Here is a 22,261-nt window from a genome sequence, read left to right as displayed (position 1 = left end):
TATACAAACACAAAATTCTGTACAACTATAAGACCTTGAGCGCTGGCATGACGCCTCGCACGATCAAGGAGCCAGGCAATGAAACGCCTGCTGGTTTCACTGTTCCTGCTATTGAGCCTGTGCAGCTGCGGTAACGTCGGTGTCGAGCACTATGCCGACCAAAAGCCGCAATTGGACTTGGAGCGCTTCTTCAGTAAACCCGTCAAGGCCTGGGGAATATTCGAGAAACGCTCGGGCGAAGTCGCCAAGCGTTTTGAGGTGGATATTGCCAGTCATCGCGAGGGCAACAACCTTATTCTCGACGAAAAATTCCTGTACAGCGATGGCACGCGCCAGCAACGCGTATGGACGCTCACGCCCGATGGCCCGGGGCGCTGGCGCGGACGGGCCGGGGATGTGGTCGGTGAGGCCATCGGCGAAGTGGCCGGGAACGCATTGCGTTGGCGCTACCGCCTCAACCTGCCCGTGGACGGGTCGGTGTACGAAGTGAGCTTTGACGACTGGATGTACTTGATGGATGAAGACACGATGATCAACCGGTCGAGCATGTCCAAATTCGGCGTGGAGTGGGGCCAGGTCACGCTGTTCTTTCGACGCCAATAACACCCACAGCGAAGGTGAATCATGAATCTGCGCAGGCTGACCGCACTGGCCGAAAAAGGCGAAATACGTGAGTTGGAGTTACTGTCGTTGGAAGGCGGTTTCTATATTGCGCGTATAAAACTTGCGCACCTCGAGATGACGTTACTGGACGACAGCGGCAAGACTTTGCGCATCCGGTCGAGCACGCATTTACGCGACCTGTTGCAGCAAGTGCCGCCATTCCCGTGTGTGCTGGTGCAGCAGTGCGTACATGACGAAATGTGCGGTACCCGTGAAGGGGCGATCGGTGCGTTGCGCATTCCTTTTTCGCTAGCGGCACCCTTTTAAGATCGCGGTGTCTCTTGGCTGCGCTGCCCTTGATAGGCGCCTTCAGGGGCAAGCGGCGCCGGATAACGTCACGATGTTCGCTCCCGTAGAGGCTGCGCTGGCCGCCACCCGGTCAGCGCTATGACCAGAGTCAGCAGCTGAAAACCCATGATCAGCGCCACACACCCCGCCCAGCCCCACTGCTCCCAGATCAACGCCGGAGCGATAGCGCCGCAACTGCCACCCAAGTAGTAACACGTGAGGTAGACCCCAACGGCAGCGGCTTTGTTATCGCGAGCGGTCGCGGTGGTGAAGGCGTTGGCAGCGGCCTGGGCGAGGAATACGCCGGTGGAGCTCAGGGCGAGGCCGGTCACGATGCACCACAAAGATGGCACCAGGGTCAGGGCCGACCCACTTACGCCAAACAACGCAGCACCCGTCAGCAATTGGCCATGCGGGCGGGCTTTACTGAGGCGCCCTGCGATAGGGATCACAACCAGCGCCAGCAGGAACACCATGTACAGCGTACCCAAGGCCGCAGGCCCGAGGTTGAACGGCGGTAGGCCAAGGTACAAGCCCGCGTAGGTGAATGTCGCGACCTGAGAGAACAACACGCAAAAGCCTACGGCATAGGCGGCCAACAACGGTTGACGAAAAACACCTGAAACGGACCCACTGAGCCGCTTTGCTCGCGCACGATTGGCCGGCAGCAGGAACTGAATAAACCCGCCAACCATGAGGCTCAACGCCGCAAGCAATTCAAAGGCTTCGCGCCAACCGACATATTCAGTCATCACGCCGGTGACAAAACGCCCGGCAAACCCGCCCAACACCGTGCCGGCGACATACAGGCTGGTGACTTCAGTGACGGTACCGCCGCTCCAACGGTCGCCGATGTAAGCCACGCTGGTGGCAAACACCACCGGTATCAACATGCCTTCTACGAAGCGCCACACCAGCACTTCGGCAAAACTGTCGGCATACGCGGTCATGAGCGTCGGCAACGCCAGCAGCAGCGCGGCCGCGGCGATGACCGCGCGCTGCTCGAAACGCCCAGTCAGGCGGCTGACAAACGGCGCAGTGAGCGCCACCGCCAGCGTGGTCACGGTGATACTCCACCCGGCAGCCTTCGCGCTGATCTGAAACTGCGCGGCAAAGATTTGCAAGATGCTCTGGGTGGCGTACAGGTTGAGAAACGCCGCGCAACCACACAGGAAGAGGGCAAGGCGGGCACAATGCAGGCGCGGTTTCATGAAACCTCTCGTTTTATGTTGAAAGGCCTTTATAGAATGGCCGAAAGGTTTTGCACCAATACCGAATGACGACCGATTGATACCCAAGGACCTGGATGCTCGACCTACGCAAGCTGCGTTACTTTCTGACAGTCGCCGAAGAATTGCACTTCGGCCGCGCGGCCATTCGCCTGCACCTGGCCCAGCCGCCGCTGACACGTCACATTTCGGCGCTGGAAACCGCGTTGGGCTTCAAGCTCTTCGATCGCACCAGCCGCACAGTGGCCCTCACCGCGCAAGGCCGGTCGTTCCTGCCCTACGCACGTGGTGTGCTGGAACAGGTGGCGCTGGCTCAGGTCATGGCGGATAAACTGGCCGCGGGCACCGCCGGGCAACTGGCGCTGGGCTATGCCAGTTCGATCGCCCTATCGGATCTGTTCAGCCAGGCGATCCAGGCCTTCGCCCAACGCTTTCCCGACGTGCAGTTGACCTTGGTGGAGTGCGCCTCCGGCAACCTGGGCGCACAGGTGGCGGATGGGCGCTTGGATATTGGCCTGAGCCGGCTGTTGCCGCAACGCACAGACGTGCAGGCGCTGTCGCTGGGTGAAGAGCGCTTGGTCGCGGCGGTGTCCACCGACAGCCCGCTGGCGAACCTGGCGCAGATCAGCCTCGCACAGTTGAGCGCGTATCCGCTGATTCTGTTTCCGGCGGACTACGGCTCGGGGCTGAACCAATCCATCGAAGCGCTTTACCGCCTCCACGACCGGCCCTTGCGACGGGGGCCTACCGGGCGGCAGATCACCTCGATCATCGCGCTGGTGGCAGCCGGGCAAGGCGTGGCGCTGGTACCCGAATGTGCGCAAAGCCTGATGAACAAAGGTGTGACGTACAGGCCGATGATGGAATTGGAGGCGTGTGCACAGTTGCTCGTACTCACTCGCGCTGAAACAAAAAATGTATTGATCGACGCGTTTCTGACAGTCCTCACAGAGGCACCACACACGCTGTAATACCATCGAAAAACCCCGCAATACCTCTCTCCTGCGCCCTCTGCGCGCACTCATACACTTCCTTGACCCCCTACCGAAATACCGGTCATCGACTGTCGGTAGGTAGCGTATTGATAATTTATTTTCAGTGGTTATAGTCACCACCAACACACACCACAAGGAGGTGCTGTGGATAGCCGATATTTGATAGGTCACATCGTTGCGGACGGTTGGTATCTGGTGCGCACAAGGGGCAGTCATCATCATTTCAAACACCCTGTGAAGCCGGGGCTGGTGACGATTCCCCATCCAAAAAAGGACCTGTTGGACAAGACCGCCAAGAGCATTTTGAAACAAGCTCTAATGAGCTAACCGTCCCTGGAGGACAACACACATGCTGTATCCCATCGCAATTTCAACGGGCGATAACGACCATGCCTGGGGTGTGGAAGTCCCGGATATTCCCGGCTGCTACTCAGCCGGCGACGACCTGGACGACGCCATGGCCATGGCCCGGGAAGCGATCGAAGGGCACTTCGAGATCCTCGCCGAAGACGGTGCACCGATTCCCAGCGCGCGCAAAGTCACCGTGCATGCCGCCAACCCGCAGTACGCCGGCTGCACATGGGCAGTCGTGGATATCGACGTCACCAAGTACCTCGGCAAGGCGCAGAAACTCAACATCACCTTGCCGGGTTATCTGCTTAACCGCATAGATGAATACGTTCTGCACCACCCTGAAGAGAAAAGCCGTTCAGGTTTTCTCGCATCCGCGGCGCTGAAGGTGCTGCAACAGGATCGGTAGCATCACGTCAGCATTGCCTGACAGCCACCCACAGCAAGTACCCCGACAATGCCGGATTGTTGGCCTGAAAGCGGAAACACCCCATGCTGGAACCTGGACAACCCACACCAAAGTTCATAGTGCGCCAGGTATTCGGTTGGGTGCTGGTACTGCCCCTGCTGGTCTCGTTTATAAAACTGCCGTTTCCCTTGGCGCTGGTACTCTCGCTGGGCGTTTTGGCGGCCTCGCTTTACGGCGTACAGTTAGCCAGGCGCCATGCCAGTCGACGCGTGGCCCTGTTCGCCGCAATCGTCACCGCGCTCAATGGGGTCTCGTTTCTGGCAATGTCGACACCCTCAGTGCTCAAAGCCCTGTATTACATCGTCTGGTTGTACGCGTATCCGCATTATTCAAACTGGGCGTACTGGAGCTTTTAGACCCTGCAGAATTTGATCGCAAGAAACGTAGTTTCCCACCCGGCTGATAGAACTACAGTCACGACGTAACCGTTTGAACCGGCCTTTTGAGGAGCCCATCCATGCCCTACGACTACAAGCTCATGCCCTCCCCCGTCGGCCAGCTCACCCTGGTGGCGCGTGATGGCAAACTCAGCGCCATTTTGTGGGAGTGCGAGCGCGCCAACCGAGTGCGCCTGGGCGAATTGCGCGAGGCAAACGACAGCCGGGTGCTGCTGGAAGCCGAGCGCCAGTTGCGGGAGTACTTCGCCGGCACACGCAGCACATTCGAGCTGGAACTGGACTTCACCGGCACCGACTTTCAGAAGCAAGTCTGGCAGGCACTTCTCACCATCCCCTTCGGTGAAACCCGCAGCTACAGCCAGATCGCCCGACAGATCGGCAACCCCAAAGCCGTGCGTGCGGTCGGCGCCGCCAACGGGCGTAACCCGATCTCGATCATTGCCCCCTGCCATCGAGTGATCGGTGCGTCGGGCGGCCTCACCGGCTTCGCCGGAGGGCTGCAAGCCAAGCAATATTTGCTCGCGCTGGAAGGCACAGGCCAGGCGGCTCTGGCATTCTGAGCCAGGCAAAAAAAACGGCGGTTGAATCAAATCCAACCGCCGTTTTTTATTTCAACCCAAGGCCTCAACCGTCGCCTTGATGACCTTTGCCGTAGGTCGATGCCAAAGCACGGGCTTTGTGCAAACGCTCTTCCAGCTTAGGCAGTGTTTCGTCCACCAGGGCTTTGATTTCCGGGACATCCGAAGCAGCGCCTCCCTGCTTGAACAGGGCGATAGCGTCTTCATTTTCCTTGACCTGTTGCGCGGTGTAGGCGGCATCAAAGGAGTCGCCGTCCTTGAGTTCAGGCATCAGGGTCTCGGCTTTGTCGACGATCTTCTCGCGCGGCGCCACAGGCAGGTCGAGCTTCTTGGCAATGGCGGCCAGGTGCTGGTTGGCAAGGGTGCGCTCGTTGATTACCTCGATGGTGTAGTCCTTGATTTCCTGGGACGAGGTTTTGGCGTGGGCCATGCGACTGGTTTCGATATCGGCCATGCCTTTGGCCGATGCCTGCTCGATGAATTCAGCAGGCGACTGGGCGAAAGCATTGCTGGCGCCGAGGCCCAGCAGCATCGCGAAACTGGCGGTGCGTAACCGGATAGCCATGCGGCTCATGATGGGTTCCTCCAGGGCAAAAATAAGTGCGGGGGAACACGCCCCGCCCTGAATTCGAATTTTCAGGACGGTAAAGGTTTAGAAAAAACTTGCCCGCACGACGAACGGTCGTTGCCGCATCAGGCCGGTTTACTGCCGAACAGGCCGGGTAATGCATGCGCCAAGGCGTTGATGGCGAAACCGATAAACATCACGCCGCAGAGCTTGGTGATAAGGATTTCATGACGTTGATACACCGTGCGCACGCGCTGCGCGCCGACCACGCCGACCAGGATCGCATAGGCCAATAGGCCGCCGATAAAGCTCAAAACAATCAACCCCGGCAGCATCGCCCAGGTCAGCATCTCGGCACGACTGGACAGCAACGCAGTGAAGGTTGCAACCGCCACCGGGTAAGCCTTGGGGTTGGTCAAGCCGAACACGATGCCGTGCCAGAACGGATGCCGCGCCGCGCCCTGTGGCGCATCACCGCTACGCTGGCGGGTGCGAATCGCGCGCCAGCCAAGCCAGAACAGGTACAGCCCACTGAGCACGCCCAGCACATCAAACGCACTGCTGCCCACTTCCCGCGCGCCGACAATCGCGATCAGCGCCGTGCTGCACCACACCACATCCCCCAGCAAATGCCCGCAAAGAAAACCCGCCCCGGCGCGACGGCCTCGGGCGGCGCCGATGCCGAACACAGCCAGCACACCAGGGCCAGGCGTGATGCCATAGATAAAGCCTGAAGCAAGGACCGCGAGCAGCAGGGATGGGGTCATGGCGGCGACTCTGGAGAGGTTGAACGTGGAGGGATTCTGCCTGTTCTGCCAAGGAGTGCAAATGCCACGAGCGGGTTACGTCAATACGCCCTGCACCCGCCCAATCAACCACTGCAACCCCGAATCCCCGCCGCGCCGCGCGTGCCATGCCAGCTCAAACGCAAACGCCGGGATATGAAACGGCGGTGGCACGGCCAGCAAATGCTGCTGATCGATATTCAGCAACCCCCGCGACGACACCGTCAGGATCAAGTCCGTGCCTTCAATCAACTGCGGCGCCACGCCCCAGTGCGGCAGGCTGACTGCCACATGGCGCCGCTCGCGAATCGCCGTCAGCGCCCGTTCGATTTCCGGGGTACCGCTGCCGCGCATTTCCAACAGCACGTGGGGACGCGCCAGGTAGGTAGGCAAATCGAGCGTGGCGTTTTCCGGCAGGCTATTGCGGTCCACCAGGCAGGTATAGTGCTCTTCGAATAATGGCGTAGTACGCAGCTCGCAGGGCATGTCGGGAAATACCCCGGCGGCCAGGTCGAGATCGCCATTGAGCACGCCGTCCACCATGCCCTCACGGCTGGCCTGGATGATCTGCAAGTCGATGCCCGGCGCTTCACGACGCAGCACACGGATCAACTTGGGTAGGAAAATTGCCGCGCTGTAGTCCGACATCGCCACGCGAAAACGGCGTTTGGCCGAGGCTGGGTCGAAGCGATTCGGCGCCAGCAGTGCCTGCACCTGGGCCAGGGCTTCGGCCAGTGGGGCAGCCAGCTCCAGCGCACGCGCGGTCGGCACCAATGCGCCGCCCTGGCGCACCAACAACGGGTCACCCAACAGGTCACGCGAGCGCGCCAGCGCATGGCTGACCGCCGGTTGGCTGAGGTGCAGGCGTTCGGCGGCGCGGGTGACATGTTGCTCACTCAGCAAGACGTCGAGGATCACCAACAGGTTGAGGTCGATACGGCGCAGGTCATTCATCAGCTGCATACTCAGCATAAAAACTTTGAATTTAAATTTGCGCGACGAATAACTTAGAGTCCAGCAAAACCTCTAGGAGTTTCGACATGACGATGTGGCATTGGGCAGGTTTGGGCGCGCTGGCGCTGATGGCTGGCGCGGTGGTGCCGTTTCAAAGTGCGATTAACGCCAACCTCGGGCGCGGGCTCGGCCACCCGTTGTGGGCCACTTTGGCCTCGTTGCTGGTGAGTATCATCGTGTTGTTGCCCGTGATTATCGCCCTGCGACTGCCCTTGCCGAGCCTGGCGTTTATCACCCAGGCACCCTTGTGGATGTGGGCTGGCGGTGCATTTGGCGTGTGTTTTATTTCCCTGGCGTTAATGCTGTTGCCCAAGCTGGGGGCATCGGGGTTTATTGCCTTGGCCCTGGCCGGGCAGATGCTGGCATCGCTGCTGCTCGACCACTTCGGCCTGTTCGGCCTGGCGCAGCGCCAACTGACAACGCCCCGTGTCGTCGGGGCGCTGTTGTTGATGGCCGCAGTGGCGTTGATTCAGTTCGCCAACGCGCCGGCCAAAGCCTTGGCCGCTGCGTGAAACGAGGTCAGCGCTTGTCGGAGGTACGCATTTTTTGCGGCAGGCCCCACATCAGCAGCGCCGCGGCAACCAACGCGCACACGCCAATGACATACAGCGCCGGCGTGGTGCTGCCGGTGATGTCCTTGATGCGCCCCACCATTACCGGGCTGACGATACCGCCCAGTTGCCCCAGGGTATTGATCAACGCGATCCCGCCCGCCGCACCGGCGCCGGCACCTGCCAGCAATTTGGGCGGCAACGTCCAGAACGTCGGGATCGAGGCAATAATGCCGGCCCCCAGCAAACCCAGCGCAATGATCAGGAAGGTGGTGTGGTTATCAAAGATCCCAGCGCAGAAGAAGCCAATCGCCCCCAACACCACCAACCCACTGACGAACTTGCGACGCTCACCTGTGGCGTCCGACCAACGCCCCACCACGACCATGGTGATGGCCCCGCAGATGTACGGGATGGCGGTCAACAAGCCAATCACCATCGGGCTTTCGATACCCGCGCTTCGGATCAACTGTGGCGCCCAGAAGTTGAGGCCGTAGGACGCCACCTGGATCAGGAAATAGATCAGCCCCAGCATCAGGAAACCCGGGATGCGCACAGCCTGGAGCAACGAGCCTTTCTTGTGCACTTCATGCACCGCGATGCGGCTGGCCAACAGGGCCTTTTCGTCGGCGCTCAGCCAATGTGCATCTTCAATGCGGTCCTTGAGTTGCGTCAGCACCATCCACGCCAACAGCAGGCACGGAAGGCCACCCAGCAGGAACAACCAGTGCCAGCCGCGTATCTGCAGCACGCCATCCATGTGTTCCAGCACCAGCCCGGAAAACGGCGCGCCCACCAGCCCGGAAAACGCCGAAGCCAGGAACAGCATTGACGTGATGCGCCCACGGAAATCCTGCGGGAACCAAAGCGTCAGGTAATACAGCACGCCAGGGGCAAAACCGGCCTCCATGGCGCCGATCAGAAAACGCAGCGCGTAGAACTGCCACTCCGCGGTGACGAACACCATGGCGGCGGTCGCCAGCCCCCACGACACCATGATCCGTGCGATCCAGCGCCGTGCACCGAACTTGTACAGCATCATGTTGCTCGGCACTTCGAAGAGGACGTAACCCACCACGAAAAGACCCGCCCCCAGGCCATACGCGGTATTGCTCAAGCCCAGGTCGGCTTGCAATTGAAACTTGGCGAAACTGATGTTGATCCGGTCAAAAAACGCGAACAGGTAGCACACCATGATCAGCGGCATCAGGCGCCAGGCGACCTTTTTAACCACCGCTTTAATGGCGTCGTCTTTGCCGACCGGGTGCGCGCCAGTCTCTAACGTATCAGTGCTCATTGTGCTTCTCCAGCGGACCGCTCATGGGCGTCCGATTGTTTTTGTTGTCTGGTATGGCGTTACAACGTGGCGATGTAAGCCGCAGGTGAATGCAGGTCACTGTTGCGCCCGGCCTTGACCACCTGGCCGGGTAACTCATGGCCCAATAGCGCCGGCAAACGGCGCGACAGGGTCAGCAGATGCGGCAGGTCGATACCGGTGTGAATCCCCACTTCCTCACACAGGTTGACCAGGTCTTCGGTACAGATATTGCCCGACGCCCCCGGCGCAAACGGGCAACCGCCAAGGCCGCCGAGCGCCGCGTCAAAACGCCGTGCGCCGGCCTCGTAGGCGGCCAGCACATTGCACAAACCCAGGCCACGGGTGTTGTGGAAATGCAGGGTCAGGTCGCTGGCCGGCACGTGTTGCAGCACGCGTTTCACCAAACGCTGCACCTGACGCGGGTTGGCCATGCCGGTGGTGTCAGCCAGGGTGATGCCCTGGATGCCCAGCTCGCGATAGGCCTGCACGATCTGCAGCACGCGGTCTTCGTCGACCTTGCCTTCGAACGGGCAGCCGAAGGTGGTGGCGATGCTGCCGTTGAGGCGCACCGGATGGTCGGCGGCAAACCTCACCACCTCGGCAAACGCCGCCAACGATGCTTCGCAGCGCATGCGCATATTGGCCAGGTTGTGGGTCTGGCTGGCGGACATCACCAGGTTCAGTTCATCGGCGCGGGACTCGATGGCGCGCTGGGCGCCCTTGAGGTTGGGGATCAACGCGACATAGATCACACCCGCTTTGCGTTCGATGCCGTGGAACACTTGCTCGCCGTCACGCAGCGCCGGGATGGCCTTGGGCGAGACGAACGAGCCCGCCTCGATCCGTGAAAACCCGGCGAGAGAGAGTTGGTCGATCAGCGCGATCTTGTCGGCCGTCTCGACCCAGGTCGGTTCGATTTGCAGGCCATCGCGCGGCGAGACTTCCTGCACGATCAATGGCTCGGAATAATCCTGGATCATTGCACCACCCCCGTATTTTTTAAGCGTTGGATATCGGCGTCGGCGAGGCCCAGCCCACTGAGGATGTCGTCGGTGTGCTGGCCCAGCGCCGGGCCTTGCCAGTTCACGGCGCCCGGTGTCTCGGAGAGCTTGGGCACGATGCCGGGCATCTTCACCGACACGCCGCCGGGCAACTGGGCGTTGAGCAACATGTCGCGCGCCTGGTAGTGCGGATCGCTGACGATGTCCGCCACCGAGTAAATGCGCCCGGCCGGTACTTCAGCGGCTTCCAGCGCGCTGAGCACTTGTTCGATGGGCAGGCTGCTGGTCCAGTGGGTGATGGCGGCATCCAGCACGGCGCTTTTGGCCGCGCGGCCATCGTTGTGGGCAAACTCAGCGGCTTCGGCCAGGTCGGCGCGGCCGATGGCGGTCATCAGGCGCTTGTAGATCGGGTCGCTGTTGCCGGCAATCACCACGTAGGCGCCATCGGCGGTCAGGTAGGTATTGGACGGTGCAATGCCGGGCAACGCGCCGCCGCTGCGTTCACGCACATGGCCGAGCATGTCGTATTCGGGCACCAGGCTTTCCATCACGTTGAACACACTTTCGGCCAGGGACACATCGACCACCTGCCCATCACCCTGGCCGGTCTTGACCCGCAGCAACGACATCAAGGCACCGATCACACCGTGCAGGGACGCAAGGGAGTCACCCAGGCTCACCCCCACCCGCGCCGGCGGCGAATCCGGGCTGCCGGTGGTGTAGCGAATGCCGCCCATGGCCTCTCCGATAGCACCAAACCCCGGGCGGTCGCGATAGGGACCGGTCTGGCCGTAGCCAGAAATGCGCACCAGCGTCAGCTTGGGGTTTAGAGCGTGCAATACGTCCCAGCCCAGGCCGAGTTTTTCCAGGCCGCCGGGGCGCAGGTTTTCGATGAGGACGTCGGCGTCGCCGAGCAGTTGCTTGATAAGCCCCAGGCCTTCGCTGGACTTGAGGTTCAGGGCCAACGACTTCTTGTTGCGCGATTGCAGGTACCACCACAACGACGTGCCTTCATGCAGCTTTCGCCATTTGCGAAGCGGATCGCCCTGGCCCAGGGATTCGATCTTGATCACTTCGGCGCCAAACTCGGCCATCAACCGTGCGGCAAACGGTGCGGCGATCAGGGTGCCGATCTCGATCACCTTGATGCCGCTCAGGGGAGTCGTCATGAGGTGTACCTCTTATTCTTGGAATGTGAACCAAGGCTAGAGGACCGGCATTAGAGAAATCCAACCGTCAGTCGGCAAGGTTCGTTCGCAAAACGCGAACGCTCAGCGAATAGTCTGTAGGACAGAACTCACAGGCAGCTCAAGGGCAGGCATCGAGAGGCTCAGATAATCGAACAACAAACGGCTCACCGGCGACAACTGCGCCTCGTCACGCGCCACGAGGATCAATCGGCGGTCCGACCAGGCGTCGGTCAGCGGCACCGCGTGCAGGCCCAGCGCACGTCCAAACAGTTCGTAGGCCTTCTGCGGCAGGATACCGATGCCCATATTCGCCTGGACCATGCGGCACATTGCATCAAAGCCCGGCACATGAATGCGCAGGCGCAACATCTTGCCGGCCTCGCGCGCGGCGGCATGGGTGCGCATATTGATGGAACTGGCAACATGCAGCCCCACGTAGTCACTGCCCAACGTCTCGGCGAAAGCCAAACTGTCGCGCGCGGCCAGCGGATGATGAGCGGGCATCAGTACCATCAGTTTGTCGTGGCGATAGGTCACGCTGAGCAGGCCCTTGGTATCGGTATCGCAGGAACAGATGCCCAGGTCCGCCACGCCATCCAGCACGCCTTGCACAACGCCGGTACTCGGGCGTTCTTCCAGGTCGGTCTTCACTTCGGGATGCAGCTCGGAAAAATCCCGCAAATCTTCCGGAAGGAACTGAATGATCGCCGAGAGATTGGCCAGCATCCGCACATAACCGCGCACACCGTGGCTGTGCTCGCCCAGCTCCATGCCCATTTTTTCGACGTTGAACAGCATCTGCCGTGCGTGGTGCAACAGGGTTTCGCCGGCGGCCGTCAGGTCCATGCCCTTGGCGCGGCGCACGAACAGGCTCACGCCCAACACATGCTCCAGATCCATCAGGCGCTTGCTGGCGGCCGATACCGCTATGGCTTCGCGGGCGGCGGCGCGGGTCAGCGTACCCTCCTCGAACACCGAGACAAACAACTGCAAGGTGATCAGGTCGAGGCGGCGCACCAGGCTTTTGTGCAACATCAGTGACGCTCGCCGGCCAAGCGATGGAGATCGGCCTGCTCCACCACCGGTTGCGGCGCGCCCTGACGCACCGCCTGCAACATCGCCCGGCCGACCGTCTCGGTACTCACCACCCAGCCCGGCCTGACACGGCGCACCAGCGACAGCAACGGGCCCAGGACGGCATAAAAACCTTGATACAGCGGCGTCTTCGAGCGCACGCCGTGCAGTGGCTGGATCAGCCCCGGCCGGAACAGGTACACGGCCTTGAACGGCAAGCGCAGCAACGCATTTTCGGTCTTGCCCTTGACCCGCGCCCACATCGACTTGCCCGCTTCGGAACGGTCGGTACCGGCGCCGGACACATAGATAAACGTCATCTGAGGATTGAGCCGCGCCAAGGTGCTGGCGGCAACCAGCGTGAGGTCATAGGTGAGGTGGGTGTAGCGGGTTTCATTCATGCCTGCCGACGAAACGCCGAGACAAAAGAAGCACGCATCAAAGCCTTGCAGCAGGTTTTCCAGGGGATGGAAATCGAGCATGTCGCTGTGCAATACCTGGTGCAGCTTGCCGTGCTCCTGAGGCAACGGCGTGCGGCCGACGGCGACGACCTCCTGCACGTCGGCGGCCAACAGGCATTCACGCAGGACGCCCTGGCCAACCATGCCGGTGGCGCCGAATAACAGAACTCTCATAAGGGGACCTCAGCGGCACGCCGCAAGCTCAAGTTAAACGCATTCGACTTGTAGCTTAACGCGTGCAGCGTGCCGCTGCCCCTATTCAAAACGCGCTGCGAAAGATCTCCTCGATCTGCCGCTGATCCGCGCGTCGTGGGTTGGTGAGCCCACACGCATCCTTGAGGGCATTGCCGGCCAGCAGCGGAATATCCTGCAATTTGGCCCCCAGTTCGCGCAGGCCGGCGGGAATTTCAACATCCTGGGCCAGGCTGCGAATGGCGGCGATGGCCGCTTGGGCGCCCTCTTCATGGCTGATGCCCCTGGTGTCAGCGCCCAATGCGCGGCCCACGTCGCTCAGGCGTCTGGCGCAGACGCTGGCGTTGAAGCTCTGCACATGGGGCAGCAGCACCGCATTGCACACGCCGTGGGGCAAGTCGTAGAAACCACCCAGTTGGTGCGCCATGGCGTGCACGAACCCCAGGGATGCGTTGTTGAAGGCCATGCCGGCGAGGAACTGCGCGTACGCCATGTTTTCCCGGGCGGCCTTGTCACTGCCGTCGCGTACGGCCAGGCGCAGATTGGCGCTGATCAACTCTATCGCCTTGATGGCGCACGCATCGGTGATCGGCGTGGCGGCGGTGGACACGTAGGCTTCGATGGCATGGGTCAAGGCGTCCATACCGGTGGCGGCGGTGAGGCCCTTGGGCATGCCGACCATCAACGAGGGGTCGTTGACTGACAGCAGCGGCGTGACGTTGCGGTCAACAATGGCCATTTTCACGTGACGGGTTTCGTCAGTGATGATGCAGAAACGGGTCATCTCACTGGCGGTGCCGGCGGTGGTGTTGATGGCCACCAAGGGCAGTTGCGGCTTGGCTGATTGGTCGACACCTTCATAGTCACCAATGTGCCCGCCGTTGGTCGCGCACAGGGCGATGCCCTTGGCACAGTCATGGGGCGAACCGCCGCCCAAAGACACCACGAAATCACAGGCACTTTGCTGCAGCAGCGCCAGGCCTTTCTCGACGTTTTCCACATTGGGGTTGGGCTTGGCGCCGTCGTAAATCACCGAATCGATGTCCTGCATCGCCAGTTTCTCGGCGATCATGCTCGCCACGCCCGCCTTGGCCAGGCCGGCGTCAGTGACAATCAGCGCCTTGCGAAAGCCGTAGTTGCGAATCGCGTTCATGGCTTCGTCGAGGCAGTCGGTGCCCATGATGTTGACGGCGGGAATGAAAAAGGTGCTGCTCATGGCGAATCCTCGGATAACGTTTATGCCTACAGCATCGACCTCGCGCGCCAGCGGCATCTTGATCAGGATCAACGCCGGCTCGTGATAAAGTCACCACCCAGCCGATTTGAGTAGACCCGCCGCAATGAAGGACTTCCAAGCTATTGACGCCCACCTTGAAGACTGGAGCGCACTGCGCAGCGCCATCCACTTCAGCGGGATTTTGATCGGCAACGGCGCAAGCCGCACGATTTGGGAAGACTTCGCCTACGACTCGCTGTTTGAAAACGCACGCACCGTGGAAGAAAAACCCCTGAGCCAATCCGAACTCAGCGTGTTCGACGCCCTGCAAACCCGTAGCTTCGAGCAGGCCCTGGGGGCGCTGAAAACCACCAGCCGGGTCAACAAGGCCCTGGCGGTCAGTTCGGCCGCACCGCGCAATCGCTACTACGCAATCAAGGAAGCCTTGATCAATACCATCCACAGCGTGCACATCCCGTGGCGTCTGGTGCAGCCATCGACGCTGGCGACGATCAACGCCGAGTTGAAGCACTACTCAACGGTGTTCACCAGCAATTACGACCTGCTCAATTACTGGGCGACCCTGCATGCCCCCGGCATCGACGATCTATTCGGCAGCGCCGACGCCAGCTTCGACCTGCGCCACACCCACTGCGAGGCCACGCGCATTCTGTACCTGCACGGCGGCCTGCACCTGGTGCGCAACCTCGACGGCACCGCGCGCAAATTGCCTTCCACCGACAGCACCTTGCTCAGCAGCTTTGCCATCAACCATACGATCAAGACCCTCGACGACGTGCCGCTGTTCGTCAGCGAAGGCCAGGTGCAAGAGAAGCTCAAAACCATCCGCAGCTCCGATTACCTGTCGTTCTGCTATGAGCAATTGTTGAACCACGAGGGCGCGCTGTGCGTTTTCGGCCATGAGTTGGGGCCGCAGGACAAACACTTGGTGGATGCGATTCGCCAGGCCCGGCTGACGACCCTGGCGATCTCGGTATCGGGGCGCAGCGAGGGGTTTATCCGCCAGCAGAAGCGGCGCTACTCGGAGTTGTTTGACGGCACCGGCGTGCAGCTGAAGTTTTTTGCGGCGCGCACCCATGCATTGGGTAATCCGGCGTTGTCGGTGCCGGTCGAGCGCTGATTTCAAGCCCCATCGCTATCATTCCTCGGCGCTGTGCACCACCACCAGCAACTGCGCCTGCACCTCCCCCACCGAGCGAATCCGGTGGGGCTTTTGCGCGTTGAAATGCAGCGCGTCACCGCGCTCCAGAATCACTCGCTCATTCATGAAATCCACCTCGACCGAACCTTCATGCACAAACAAAAACTCTTCCCCGAGGTGCTCCTTGAAGGTCTTGTCGCTGAATTGCGCCGGCGGGTAGATGATGAACGGCAACAGGCTGCGTTCGCTGACCTGATGGGCAAGTACCGCGTAACCCGGTGAGGTGTCGGGCCGCTCGTGGCTGCGTACCAGGCTGTAGCTGTCGAGGCTGACACGGTCTTCGCTGAACAGTTCTTCGACGTTCACGTTCAACGCCTTGGCCAGTTTTAGCGCGGCGGCGATGGACGGCGTATTGAGCCCGCGCTCGACCTTGGACAAGTAGCTCTTGGTCATCCCGGATTTTTCGGCCAGGGTCTCCAAGGTTACGCCAAGTTTTTTTCTCAATAATTTCAAACGGATAGACATGTGCTGCAGTTAATCCATGCAAGAAACGATAGGCTGCGCTTGCCAATGACACAAAGTGTCATATAGCATCATTAGTGTCATTTGCCTTCACCCAACGACCTTGCGAGCAGCGGGAAACAGCAAATCCGACGTCCATTGAACCACCCAAAGGACACCGATATGGCCAAGACATTAGCACTCCCCAAAGACCAACTGGTCAAGCAAGCGCTGGTCCAGATGCAAAACACCCTGGCGGATAATACGTGGACCGACCGGCAAAAGCTGGCGCTCACTTGCCGCATCCTGTTCGAGAACGGCCACGACTCCGGTCTGGCCGGACAGATCACCGCGCGCGGGCCGCAACCGGGCACCTATTACACTCAACCACTGGGCCTGGGTTTTGACGAGATCACCGCCAGCAACCTGTTGCTGGTGAACGAAGACCTCGAAGTGCTGGAAGGTCATGGCATCCCCAACCCGGCGAACCGTTTTCACAGTTGGGTGTACCGTGGCCGCCCGGATGTGAATTGCATTATTCACACGCACCCGACGCATATCGCGGCATTGTCGATGCTGGAAGTACCGTTGCAGGTGTCGCATATGGATCTGTGCCCACTGTACGAAGACTGCGCCTTCCTGGAAACCTGGCCAGGGGTGCCGGTGGGCAATGAAGAAGGCGAAATCATCACCGCGGCCCTGGGCGATAAACGCGCGATTCTGCTCTCGCACCATGGCCAATTGTCCACCGGCGCGAGCATCGAGCAAGCCTGCGTGATCGCGCAGTTGATCGAGCGCGCGGCCAAGTTGCAGTTGCTGGCAATGGCGGCGGGCACCATCAAGCCAATCCTGCCGGCGCTTGGGCGCGAAGCCCACGACTGGATCTCCCGGCCCAAGCGTGATGGCGCCGCGTTCAATTACTACGCCCGGCAGAACCTGCGCCAACACGCCGATTGCCTGAACTGACCTGCCCTTTTTCGACCGGAGACTTTCCATGTCCAGCCCAACTATTCACGGCATCATCGGCTACACCATCACTGCGTTCAGCGCCGACGGCCAGCGCATCGACCTGGATGCCCTCGGGCGCTCCATCGACCGTTTGATCGACAGCGGCGTGCATGCCATCGCCCCCTTGGGCAGCACCGGCGAAGGCGCGTATTTGAGCGATGCCGAGTGGGATGAAGTCAGCGCCTACAGCCTGGCAAAGATCGCCCGGCGCGTACCGACTATCGTCAGCGTGTCCGACCTGACCACCACCAAAGCCGTGCGCCGTGCCCGGTACGCCGAGGCCAACGGCGCCGATGTGGTGATGGTGCTGCCGACCTCGTACTGGAAACTCAGCGAGGCGGAAATCCTCGCCCACTACGCGGCGATCGGCGACAGCATCAGCGTGCCGATCATGCTGTACAACAACCCGGCCACCAGCGGCACGGACATGTCGGTGGATTTGATCCTGCGCATCATCAAGCAGGTGAGTAACGTCACGATGGTCAAGGAAAGCACCGGGGATATTCAACGCATGCATCAGTTGCATCGCCACAGCGACGTGCCGTTCTACAACGGCTGCAACCCGCTGGCGCTGGAAGCCTTCGCGGCGGGCGCCAAAGGCTGGTGCACGGCGGCGCCTAACCTGATCCCACAGCTGAACCTCGCGTTGTATGACGCCGTATTGGCCAACGACCTGACCAAGGCGCGGGATTTGTTTTATCGCCAGTTACCGTTGCTGGACTTCATCCTCAAAGGTGGGTTGCCGGCGACGATCAAGGCGGGCTTGCGCTTGACCGGGCTGGAGGTGGGCGATCCGCGCTTGCCGGTGTTTCCATTGGGCGAAGCGGCAATGGAACAGCTGAGAACATTGCTGCGCTGAAGCGGCGATCGAGTGTGGGAGGGGGCCCCTTCCCACCTTTTAAATAGAGACAAATAGCAATAATTCTCGATATCATTCGCGACCTTTCCAAGCCGTGCTTCGTCAAGAAGGATATCCATGTCTCGTCCCAAGCCCGACCCGTTGTCGGCCGATGCCTTTCGCGGGTTTTATACGGACATTCTGTATTTCCTGCGCAAACGCACCGACAACGTCAACGACGCGGCCGACATGACCCAGGATGTCTTTGCGCAATGGCTCAACTACCGCGACCGGGCCAACGTCGAGCAGCCACGGGCGTTTCTGTTCCAGATGGCGCGCAACCTGCTGCGTGATCACTGGCGCAAACAGAAGGTACGGCACACCGTCCATGCGGGTCACGATGACATAGACGCGGAACCTGTCACCGACGAGCAAAACGACCCCATGGCCGCGGCGCTGCGCCTGCAACGCCTGGAACAGTTGAAAGAAGTCCTCGCCGAACTCTCGCCCCGCAGGCGAGAAGCCCTTATGCTGCACCGCTTCGAAGGCCTGAGCCAGGCGCAGATCGCCGAGCGCATGGGCATTTCGACCAGCATGGTGGAAAAGCACATCGCCTTTGCCCTGCTGCATTGCAAGCGACGCCTTCACACCGAACCCGGCACGGAGCAGCCAGAATGAACCGCCTGAGCGACACCGACGCCCTCGACATCGAAGACAGCGACGCCATCGATGCCCAGGCCGCCAGTTGGTTTGCCCGCCATCGCAACGACGCCGACCGTGCCGACCGCAAGGCCTTTGCCGCCTGGCTGGCAACACCCGCGCACGCGCGCGCCTATGCCGAGTTCGAACAACTGTGGGCCGACCTGGCCCAATTGCAGCAACTGAACAAACCCGTGGCGCTGCCGACGCGCAAAACCTCCGTGTGGCGCCCTGCCCTGGCCGTGGCCGCCGGGTTGCTGTGCGCCGTACTGGCCACCCAGATAGGCGCGCCCCGCACGCTTTACCACACCCAGGTCGCGGCGCATGCCAAGGGCATGCGCACCTTGCCCCTGCCGGATGGCAGTACCTTGTATGTGAATGCCAATACGCGCCTGCGCGTGGATTTCACCGCGCACCAACGCATCGTGCATCTGGACAAAGGCCAGCTGTACATCGAAGTGGCCGCCGACAAGGAACGGCCGCTGTTCGTGCAAGCCGGCGAGGCCAGCGTGCGGGTAGTGGGCACCGGGTTTGACGTGCGGCGCAGCCCGCAACAGCTGGTGGTCAGCGTCGCCCATGGAGAGGTCGCCTTCGAGCCGGACGCAAAAAGCCCGGCCACCCTGCTTGGCGCCCGGCAACGCGCCAACTACAGCTACGCCCAGGGCACCGTGCAACAACAAACCCTCACCGGCGAAGAGGTCGCCGACTGGCGCGGTGGCCACTTGTCGTTTCGCAACCGTGAGCTGGCCGGCCTGATCGATGAACTGAGCCTGTACCGCCCCCAGGCACCGATGCAGGTCAGCAACGCCGTGGCGCACCTGAAGGTCTCGGGCAATCTTGATGTGAACGATCCAGACGCCCTGCTCAACGCATTACCGGCCCTGCTGCCGGTGAAAACCGTGGTCTCGGCCGATGGCATCGTACGGATTGAATCGAGCAAATAACTCGCTGAAAGCCACACATGAGAATATTTTTCATTCGCAGGTGTGGTTTTTTTTGCCTGCTCCGTCTTCCTCCGGTCTGCGTTTGATACGCGCACCTTTCTGGCCATTTGGCCGCACCGGGGGATTTCATGTTTCGCGCGCCTTGCCATGCTTCGCACCTGTTTCTTCGACCGACCCTCATCGCCACCTGCCTGGCCTTAAGCCTCAGCGCCCAAGCCGACTCGCTCACGCTGCAGCTGCCTGCGCAGCCATTGGCAACATCCTTGAGCCAAGTGGCGCAGCAGGCAAAAATCCAGCTGCTGTTCGATGAAGAGTTGCTCAAGAACGTAAAGGCGCCGGCCCTCAGCGGTGACTTCACGCCGGAAGTGGCGATCCGCACCCTGCTGAAAAACGGCGAATTCACCTTGATCAAGGTCGGCAGCACCTACGTGGTAAGGCCCGAAGAGGCCAAGACCACCAACAGCGGCGCGATCCAGCTGGACGCTCTGAGCGTGATCGGCACCGGCAATGAAGTCGACTCCAGCACCGTAGGGCGTTCCACCTTGAGCCAGGCGGATATCGATCGATACCAGCCCGACAACATTCCATCGCTGCTGCAGACCCTACCTGGGATATTCATGGGCGGCTCACCCAAGCCAGGCGGCCAGACCATCAACATTCGAGGCATGGGCGACGCCGAAGATGTGCCCATGACCGTGGATGGCGCGACCAAAAGCGGCTTCGAACGCTATCAACAAGGCACGGTTTTTATCGAGCCGGAGCTGATCAAAAGCATTGAGGTAGAGAAAGGCCCCTACTCGCCATTCAACGGCAACGGCGGTTTCGGCGGCACGGTCAACATGACCACAAAAGATGCACCGGACCTGCTCCAGGACGGGCGCAATGCCGGAGCAATGACCAAGTACGGCTACTCCAGCAATACCCACGAGCAGGTGTACAGCGGCGCGCTGTATGGTCGCACCGATGACGGGCGCATGGACGGCCTGATCTACCTGACCAAGCGCGACGGCGCAGACATGAAGCTGGCAGGCACGCCGCCGGACCCGCGCAATGAATACCCTATAAACCCCAAGCGCCTACCCAACAGTGCACAGGATGTAGAAGGCGAGCTGTTGAAGTTCAATGCTCACTTCACCGACGAACACAGCATGGGACTGTCCTACTCCAGCGCCAAAAGCGAACGCATGGCGCCGTTTTCGGCTAAAAGCTACCCGTCACCACCCACGCAATCGACCATCAACCGGTATGGCTACGAAGGCGCGCTGAAACGTCTTCTGGCCGACCGAGAAACCGTCGACACCACCTGGTCGGGCAAATACCAATACCAGCCGCTGAACAATCCGTTGATCGACCTGAAACTCAGCTACTCATTCTCTCAGACCGACCAGACTGACGAGCGCGCCGAGAACGCTGTCATAGGCCTGAGTACCGGTGGACGCAAGATGGAAACGTCTTACATCGATCGAATACTTGAGGTACGCAATATAAGCCTGCTGACCACAGGCCCGCTGGAACACGCGGTCACCACCGGCGTGCAGATTCGCAAGCACAGCCGCGAAACCGAAAGTTGGATGCCGGGGGCAACCTACAACACCGCTAGATACAATTATGGGCATTTCCAGCCCTACTTCATGCCTCACGGCAAGGCCGATACCAACGCTTTCTATGTGCAGGACGCCGTAACACTCGGCGACGTAACAATCACCCCGTCCCTGCGTTACGACCATGTGCGCAACCGCGGCGAAGCCAATGATGCGCCGTACTACAGCAACCCGGACCCGCGTGTCGGCCATGACTACAGCGACCGCACCTATACAGGATGGTCGCCGCGCCTGGCCGCGTTCTGGAACGTGACCCCGGATGTGGCGTTCTTCGCCAGCTGGAACCGCACGTGGCGTGCGCCGGTCATTGATGAACAATACGAGGTCCAAGGTGCCAACAGCACTCGCAGCGCCACCAGCCTCAACCTCGAACCGGAGCGCATTACGGCCATCACAGCGGGCAACGTCACCCATTTTTCCGGTGTCTTTACCCGCGATGACAACCTGCAACTGCGCACCACCCTGTTCCACAACCGTATCGAAGACGAAATCATGAAGGCCACCGGCATCGGCTGCGAACGGCAAATGACGGTGCCGGGCAATATCGATACGGTGTGTACCGACACGGCGTCCAGAACCAACTATCGCAACGTCGGCGGCATGACTATCAAGGGTGTCGAACTGGAGGGCTACTACGACTCGACGTACCTGTTCGGCTCCCTGACTTACTCCTGGGCTACAGGTAAACGCGATAACCCCTACACCAACCCCTGGGCTACCGACCGTCACGTATGGGCACGGGATATCCCCCCGGCCAAATGGGTCGTGGTATTGGGCACCAAGATTCCGAGCTGGAACGCGCAAGTGGGCTGGCAGGGCCAGTTCGTACGCAAGACCGATCGCGTACCCACCGACATCTACTCTGGCGGCTTGAACTCAACCATCGGCGACTTTATCTATGACCAAACCGAAAACGCCAGCTACGACACCCAGGGCCTGTTCGCCAACTGGAAACCGCAACAGGCAGGCCTCAAAGGCACCGAATTCAACTTCACCGTAGACAACCTGTTCAACCGCAGCTACCAACCTGCGCTCAGCGGCGAAGGTGTCTACAGCGAAGGCCGCAACGCCAAGATCAGCGTCACCCGCTTCTTCTAAAACTGTACGGATAAATCCGCGCCCAGCTGTAGGCCCGCGTTCGGCGGGGGTTGTGGCTAGATGGGCTTC

Annotated in this window: 25 protein-coding genes; 14 read left to right on the top strand and 11 right to left on the bottom strand. The window is 60.7% G+C overall.

Annotation, left to right across the window (positions count from 1 at the left end):
* Window positions 1-78 precede the first annotated feature (78 nt).
* Together KSS96_RS07915 and KSS96_RS07910 are read left to right on the top strand one after the other, a co-directional pair.
* A complete protein-coding gene (locus KSS96_RS07915) occupies window positions 79-603 on the top strand; it encodes a DUF3833 domain-containing protein (RefSeq protein ID WP_017529611.1) in 525 nt (174 codons plus the stop codon).
* Between the two features lie 21 nt (window positions 604-624).
* Window positions 625-930, top strand: a complete 306-nt coding sequence (locus KSS96_RS07910) for a DUF6482 family protein (RefSeq protein WP_017529612.1) — start codon at window positions 625-627, stop codon at window positions 928-930.
* A gap of 68 nt (window positions 931-998) precedes the next feature.
* Here KSS96_RS07910 and KSS96_RS07905 read toward each other — a convergent pair whose 3' ends face one another.
* Entirely contained in the window at window positions 999-2,162 is a 1,164-nt protein-coding gene (locus KSS96_RS07905; protein ID WP_065877108.1) for an MFS transporter, read from the bottom strand.
* A 95-nt stretch (window positions 2,163-2,257) separates the two neighbouring features.
* On the opposite strand from KSS96_RS07905, the gene KSS96_RS07900 reads away from it, so the two are divergent.
* From KSS96_RS07900 to KSS96_RS07880, 5 genes are all read left to right on the top strand, one after another.
* A complete protein-coding gene (locus KSS96_RS07900) occupies window positions 2,258-3,151 on the top strand; it encodes a LysR family transcriptional regulator (RefSeq protein ID WP_017529614.1) in 894 nt (297 codons plus the stop codon).
* A gap of 168 nt (window positions 3,152-3,319) precedes the next feature.
* Entirely contained in the window at window positions 3,320-3,502 is a 183-nt protein-coding gene (locus tag KSS96_RS07895) for a type II toxin-antitoxin system HicA family toxin (RefSeq protein WP_065877109.1), read from the top strand.
* Between the two features lie 22 nt (window positions 3,503-3,524).
* Window positions 3,525-3,935, top strand: coding sequence for a type II toxin-antitoxin system HicB family antitoxin (locus tag KSS96_RS07890; protein WP_065877110.1), 411 nt, complete (start codon window positions 3,525-3,527; stop codon window positions 3,933-3,935).
* A gap of 83 nt (window positions 3,936-4,018) precedes the next feature.
* Window positions 4,019-4,351 (top strand): hypothetical protein, encoded by a 333-nt coding sequence (locus tag KSS96_RS07885; RefSeq protein WP_065877111.1) that lies wholly within the window; start codon window positions 4,019-4,021, stop codon window positions 4,349-4,351.
* Between the two features lie 101 nt (window positions 4,352-4,452).
* A complete protein-coding gene (locus KSS96_RS07880; protein ID WP_017529615.1) occupies window positions 4,453-4,953 on the top strand; it encodes a methylated-DNA--[protein]-cysteine S-methyltransferase in 501 nt (166 codons plus the stop codon).
* Window positions 4,954-5,017: 64 nt separating this feature from the next.
* Here the strand turns inward: KSS96_RS07880 and KSS96_RS07875 are convergent, their stop codons facing one another.
* The 3 genes from KSS96_RS07875 to KSS96_RS07865 form a co-directional block, all read right to left on the bottom strand.
* Window positions 5,018-5,545 carry a DUF4142 domain-containing protein gene (locus KSS96_RS07875; protein ID WP_017529616.1) on the bottom strand — a complete coding sequence of 176 codons (528 nt, stop codon included), beginning with the start codon at window positions 5,543-5,545 and terminating at the stop codon, window positions 5,018-5,020.
* A 119-nt stretch (window positions 5,546-5,664) separates the two neighbouring features.
* Complete coding sequence (locus KSS96_RS07870; protein WP_065877112.1) at window positions 5,665-6,306, bottom strand: LysE family translocator; 642 nt, start codon at window positions 6,304-6,306, stop codon at window positions 5,665-5,667.
* Between the two features lie 75 nt (window positions 6,307-6,381).
* Entirely contained in the window at window positions 6,382-7,287 is a 906-nt protein-coding gene (locus KSS96_RS07865; RefSeq protein WP_411736600.1) for a LysR family transcriptional regulator, read from the bottom strand.
* A gap of 77 nt (window positions 7,288-7,364) precedes the next feature.
* On the opposite strand from KSS96_RS07865, the gene KSS96_RS07860 reads away from it, so the two are divergent.
* Complete coding sequence (locus KSS96_RS07860) at window positions 7,365-7,850, top strand: DMT family transporter (RefSeq protein WP_017529619.1); 486 nt, start codon at window positions 7,365-7,367, stop codon at window positions 7,848-7,850.
* Between the two features lie 7 nt (window positions 7,851-7,857).
* Here the strand turns inward: KSS96_RS07860 and KSS96_RS07855 are convergent, their stop codons facing one another.
* The 6 genes from KSS96_RS07855 to yiaY form a co-directional block, all read right to left on the bottom strand.
* Entirely contained in the window at window positions 7,858-9,186 is a 1,329-nt protein-coding gene (locus tag KSS96_RS07855; RefSeq protein WP_065877114.1) for an MFS transporter, read from the bottom strand.
* Between the two features lie 59 nt (window positions 9,187-9,245).
* On the bottom strand, window positions 9,246-10,187 hold the full coding sequence (locus tag KSS96_RS07850) for a hydroxymethylglutaryl-CoA lyase (RefSeq protein ID WP_017529621.1): 942 nt from the start codon (window positions 10,185-10,187) through the stop codon (window positions 9,246-9,248).
* Window positions 10,184-11,377, bottom strand: a complete 1,194-nt coding sequence (locus KSS96_RS07845) for a CaiB/BaiF CoA transferase family protein (RefSeq protein ID WP_217855971.1) — start codon at window positions 11,375-11,377, stop codon at window positions 10,184-10,186. Before KSS96_RS07845 ends, KSS96_RS07850 begins: the two co-directional genes overlap by 4 nt.
* Before the next feature lie 102 nt (window positions 11,378-11,479).
* The gene (locus tag KSS96_RS07840) at window positions 11,480-12,433 is read right to left on the bottom strand and encodes a LysR family transcriptional regulator (RefSeq protein ID WP_065877116.1); all 954 of its coding nucleotides are present in this window, start codon (window positions 12,431-12,433) and stop codon (window positions 11,480-11,482) included.
* Entirely contained in the window at window positions 12,433-13,107 is a 675-nt protein-coding gene (locus tag KSS96_RS07835; RefSeq protein WP_017529624.1) for an NAD(P)H-binding protein, read from the bottom strand. Before KSS96_RS07835 ends, KSS96_RS07840 begins: the two co-directional genes overlap by 1 nt.
* A gap of 85 nt (window positions 13,108-13,192) precedes the next feature.
* Window positions 13,193-14,341 carry an L-threonine dehydrogenase gene (gene yiaY, locus KSS96_RS07830; protein ID WP_026067406.1) on the bottom strand — a complete coding sequence of 383 codons (1,149 nt, stop codon included), beginning with the start codon at window positions 14,339-14,341 and terminating at the stop codon, window positions 13,193-13,195.
* 124 nt (window positions 14,342-14,465) lie between these two features.
* On the opposite strand from yiaY, the gene KSS96_RS07825 reads away from it, so the two are divergent.
* Window positions 14,466-15,482, top strand: a complete 1,017-nt coding sequence (locus KSS96_RS07825) for a DUF4917 family protein (protein ID WP_017529626.1) — start codon at window positions 14,466-14,468, stop codon at window positions 15,480-15,482.
* Window positions 15,483-15,500: 18 nt separating this feature from the next.
* Here KSS96_RS07825 and KSS96_RS07820 read toward each other — a convergent pair whose 3' ends face one another.
* Window positions 15,501-16,028: a helix-turn-helix domain-containing protein gene (locus tag KSS96_RS07820; RefSeq protein ID WP_116078288.1), complete on the bottom strand. Its 528-nt coding sequence runs from the start codon at window positions 16,026-16,028 to the stop codon at window positions 15,501-15,503.
* 159 nt (window positions 16,029-16,187) lie between these two features.
* Here KSS96_RS07820 and KSS96_RS07815 point away from each other — a divergent pair, with 159 nt between their 5' ends.
* The 5 genes from KSS96_RS07815 to KSS96_RS07795 all read left to right on the top strand — a co-directional run bounded on the left by KSS96_RS07815 (window position 16,188) and on the right by KSS96_RS07795 (window position 22,192).
* The gene (locus KSS96_RS07815; RefSeq protein WP_017529628.1) at window positions 16,188-16,970 is read left to right on the top strand and encodes an aldolase; all 783 of its coding nucleotides are present in this window, start codon (window positions 16,188-16,190) and stop codon (window positions 16,968-16,970) included.
* A gap of 28 nt (window positions 16,971-16,998) precedes the next feature.
* Entirely contained in the window at window positions 16,999-17,871 is an 873-nt protein-coding gene (locus KSS96_RS07810) for a dihydrodipicolinate synthase family protein (protein WP_065877117.1), read from the top strand.
* A 117-nt stretch (window positions 17,872-17,988) separates the two neighbouring features.
* Window positions 17,989-18,528, top strand: coding sequence for an RNA polymerase sigma factor (locus KSS96_RS07805; RefSeq protein ID WP_068937770.1), 540 nt, complete (start codon window positions 17,989-17,991; stop codon window positions 18,526-18,528).
* Entirely contained in the window at window positions 18,525-19,493 is a 969-nt protein-coding gene (locus tag KSS96_RS07800; RefSeq protein WP_017529631.1) for a FecR family protein, read from the top strand. Before KSS96_RS07805 ends, KSS96_RS07800 begins: the two co-directional genes overlap by 4 nt.
* A 128-nt stretch (window positions 19,494-19,621) precedes the next feature.
* Complete coding sequence (locus tag KSS96_RS07795) at window positions 19,622-22,192, top strand: TonB-dependent receptor (RefSeq protein WP_217855969.1); 2,571 nt, start codon at window positions 19,622-19,624, stop codon at window positions 22,190-22,192.
* Window positions 22,193-22,261: the final 69 nt, after the last annotated feature.

The organism is Pseudomonas asgharzadehiana (assembly GCF_019139815.1).
In the GTDB taxonomy this organism is placed as follows: Bacteria; Pseudomonadota; Gammaproteobacteria; order Pseudomonadales; family Pseudomonadaceae; genus Aquipseudomonas; species Aquipseudomonas asgharzadehiana.
This window is presented reverse-complemented; position numbering and strand designations above follow the sequence as displayed.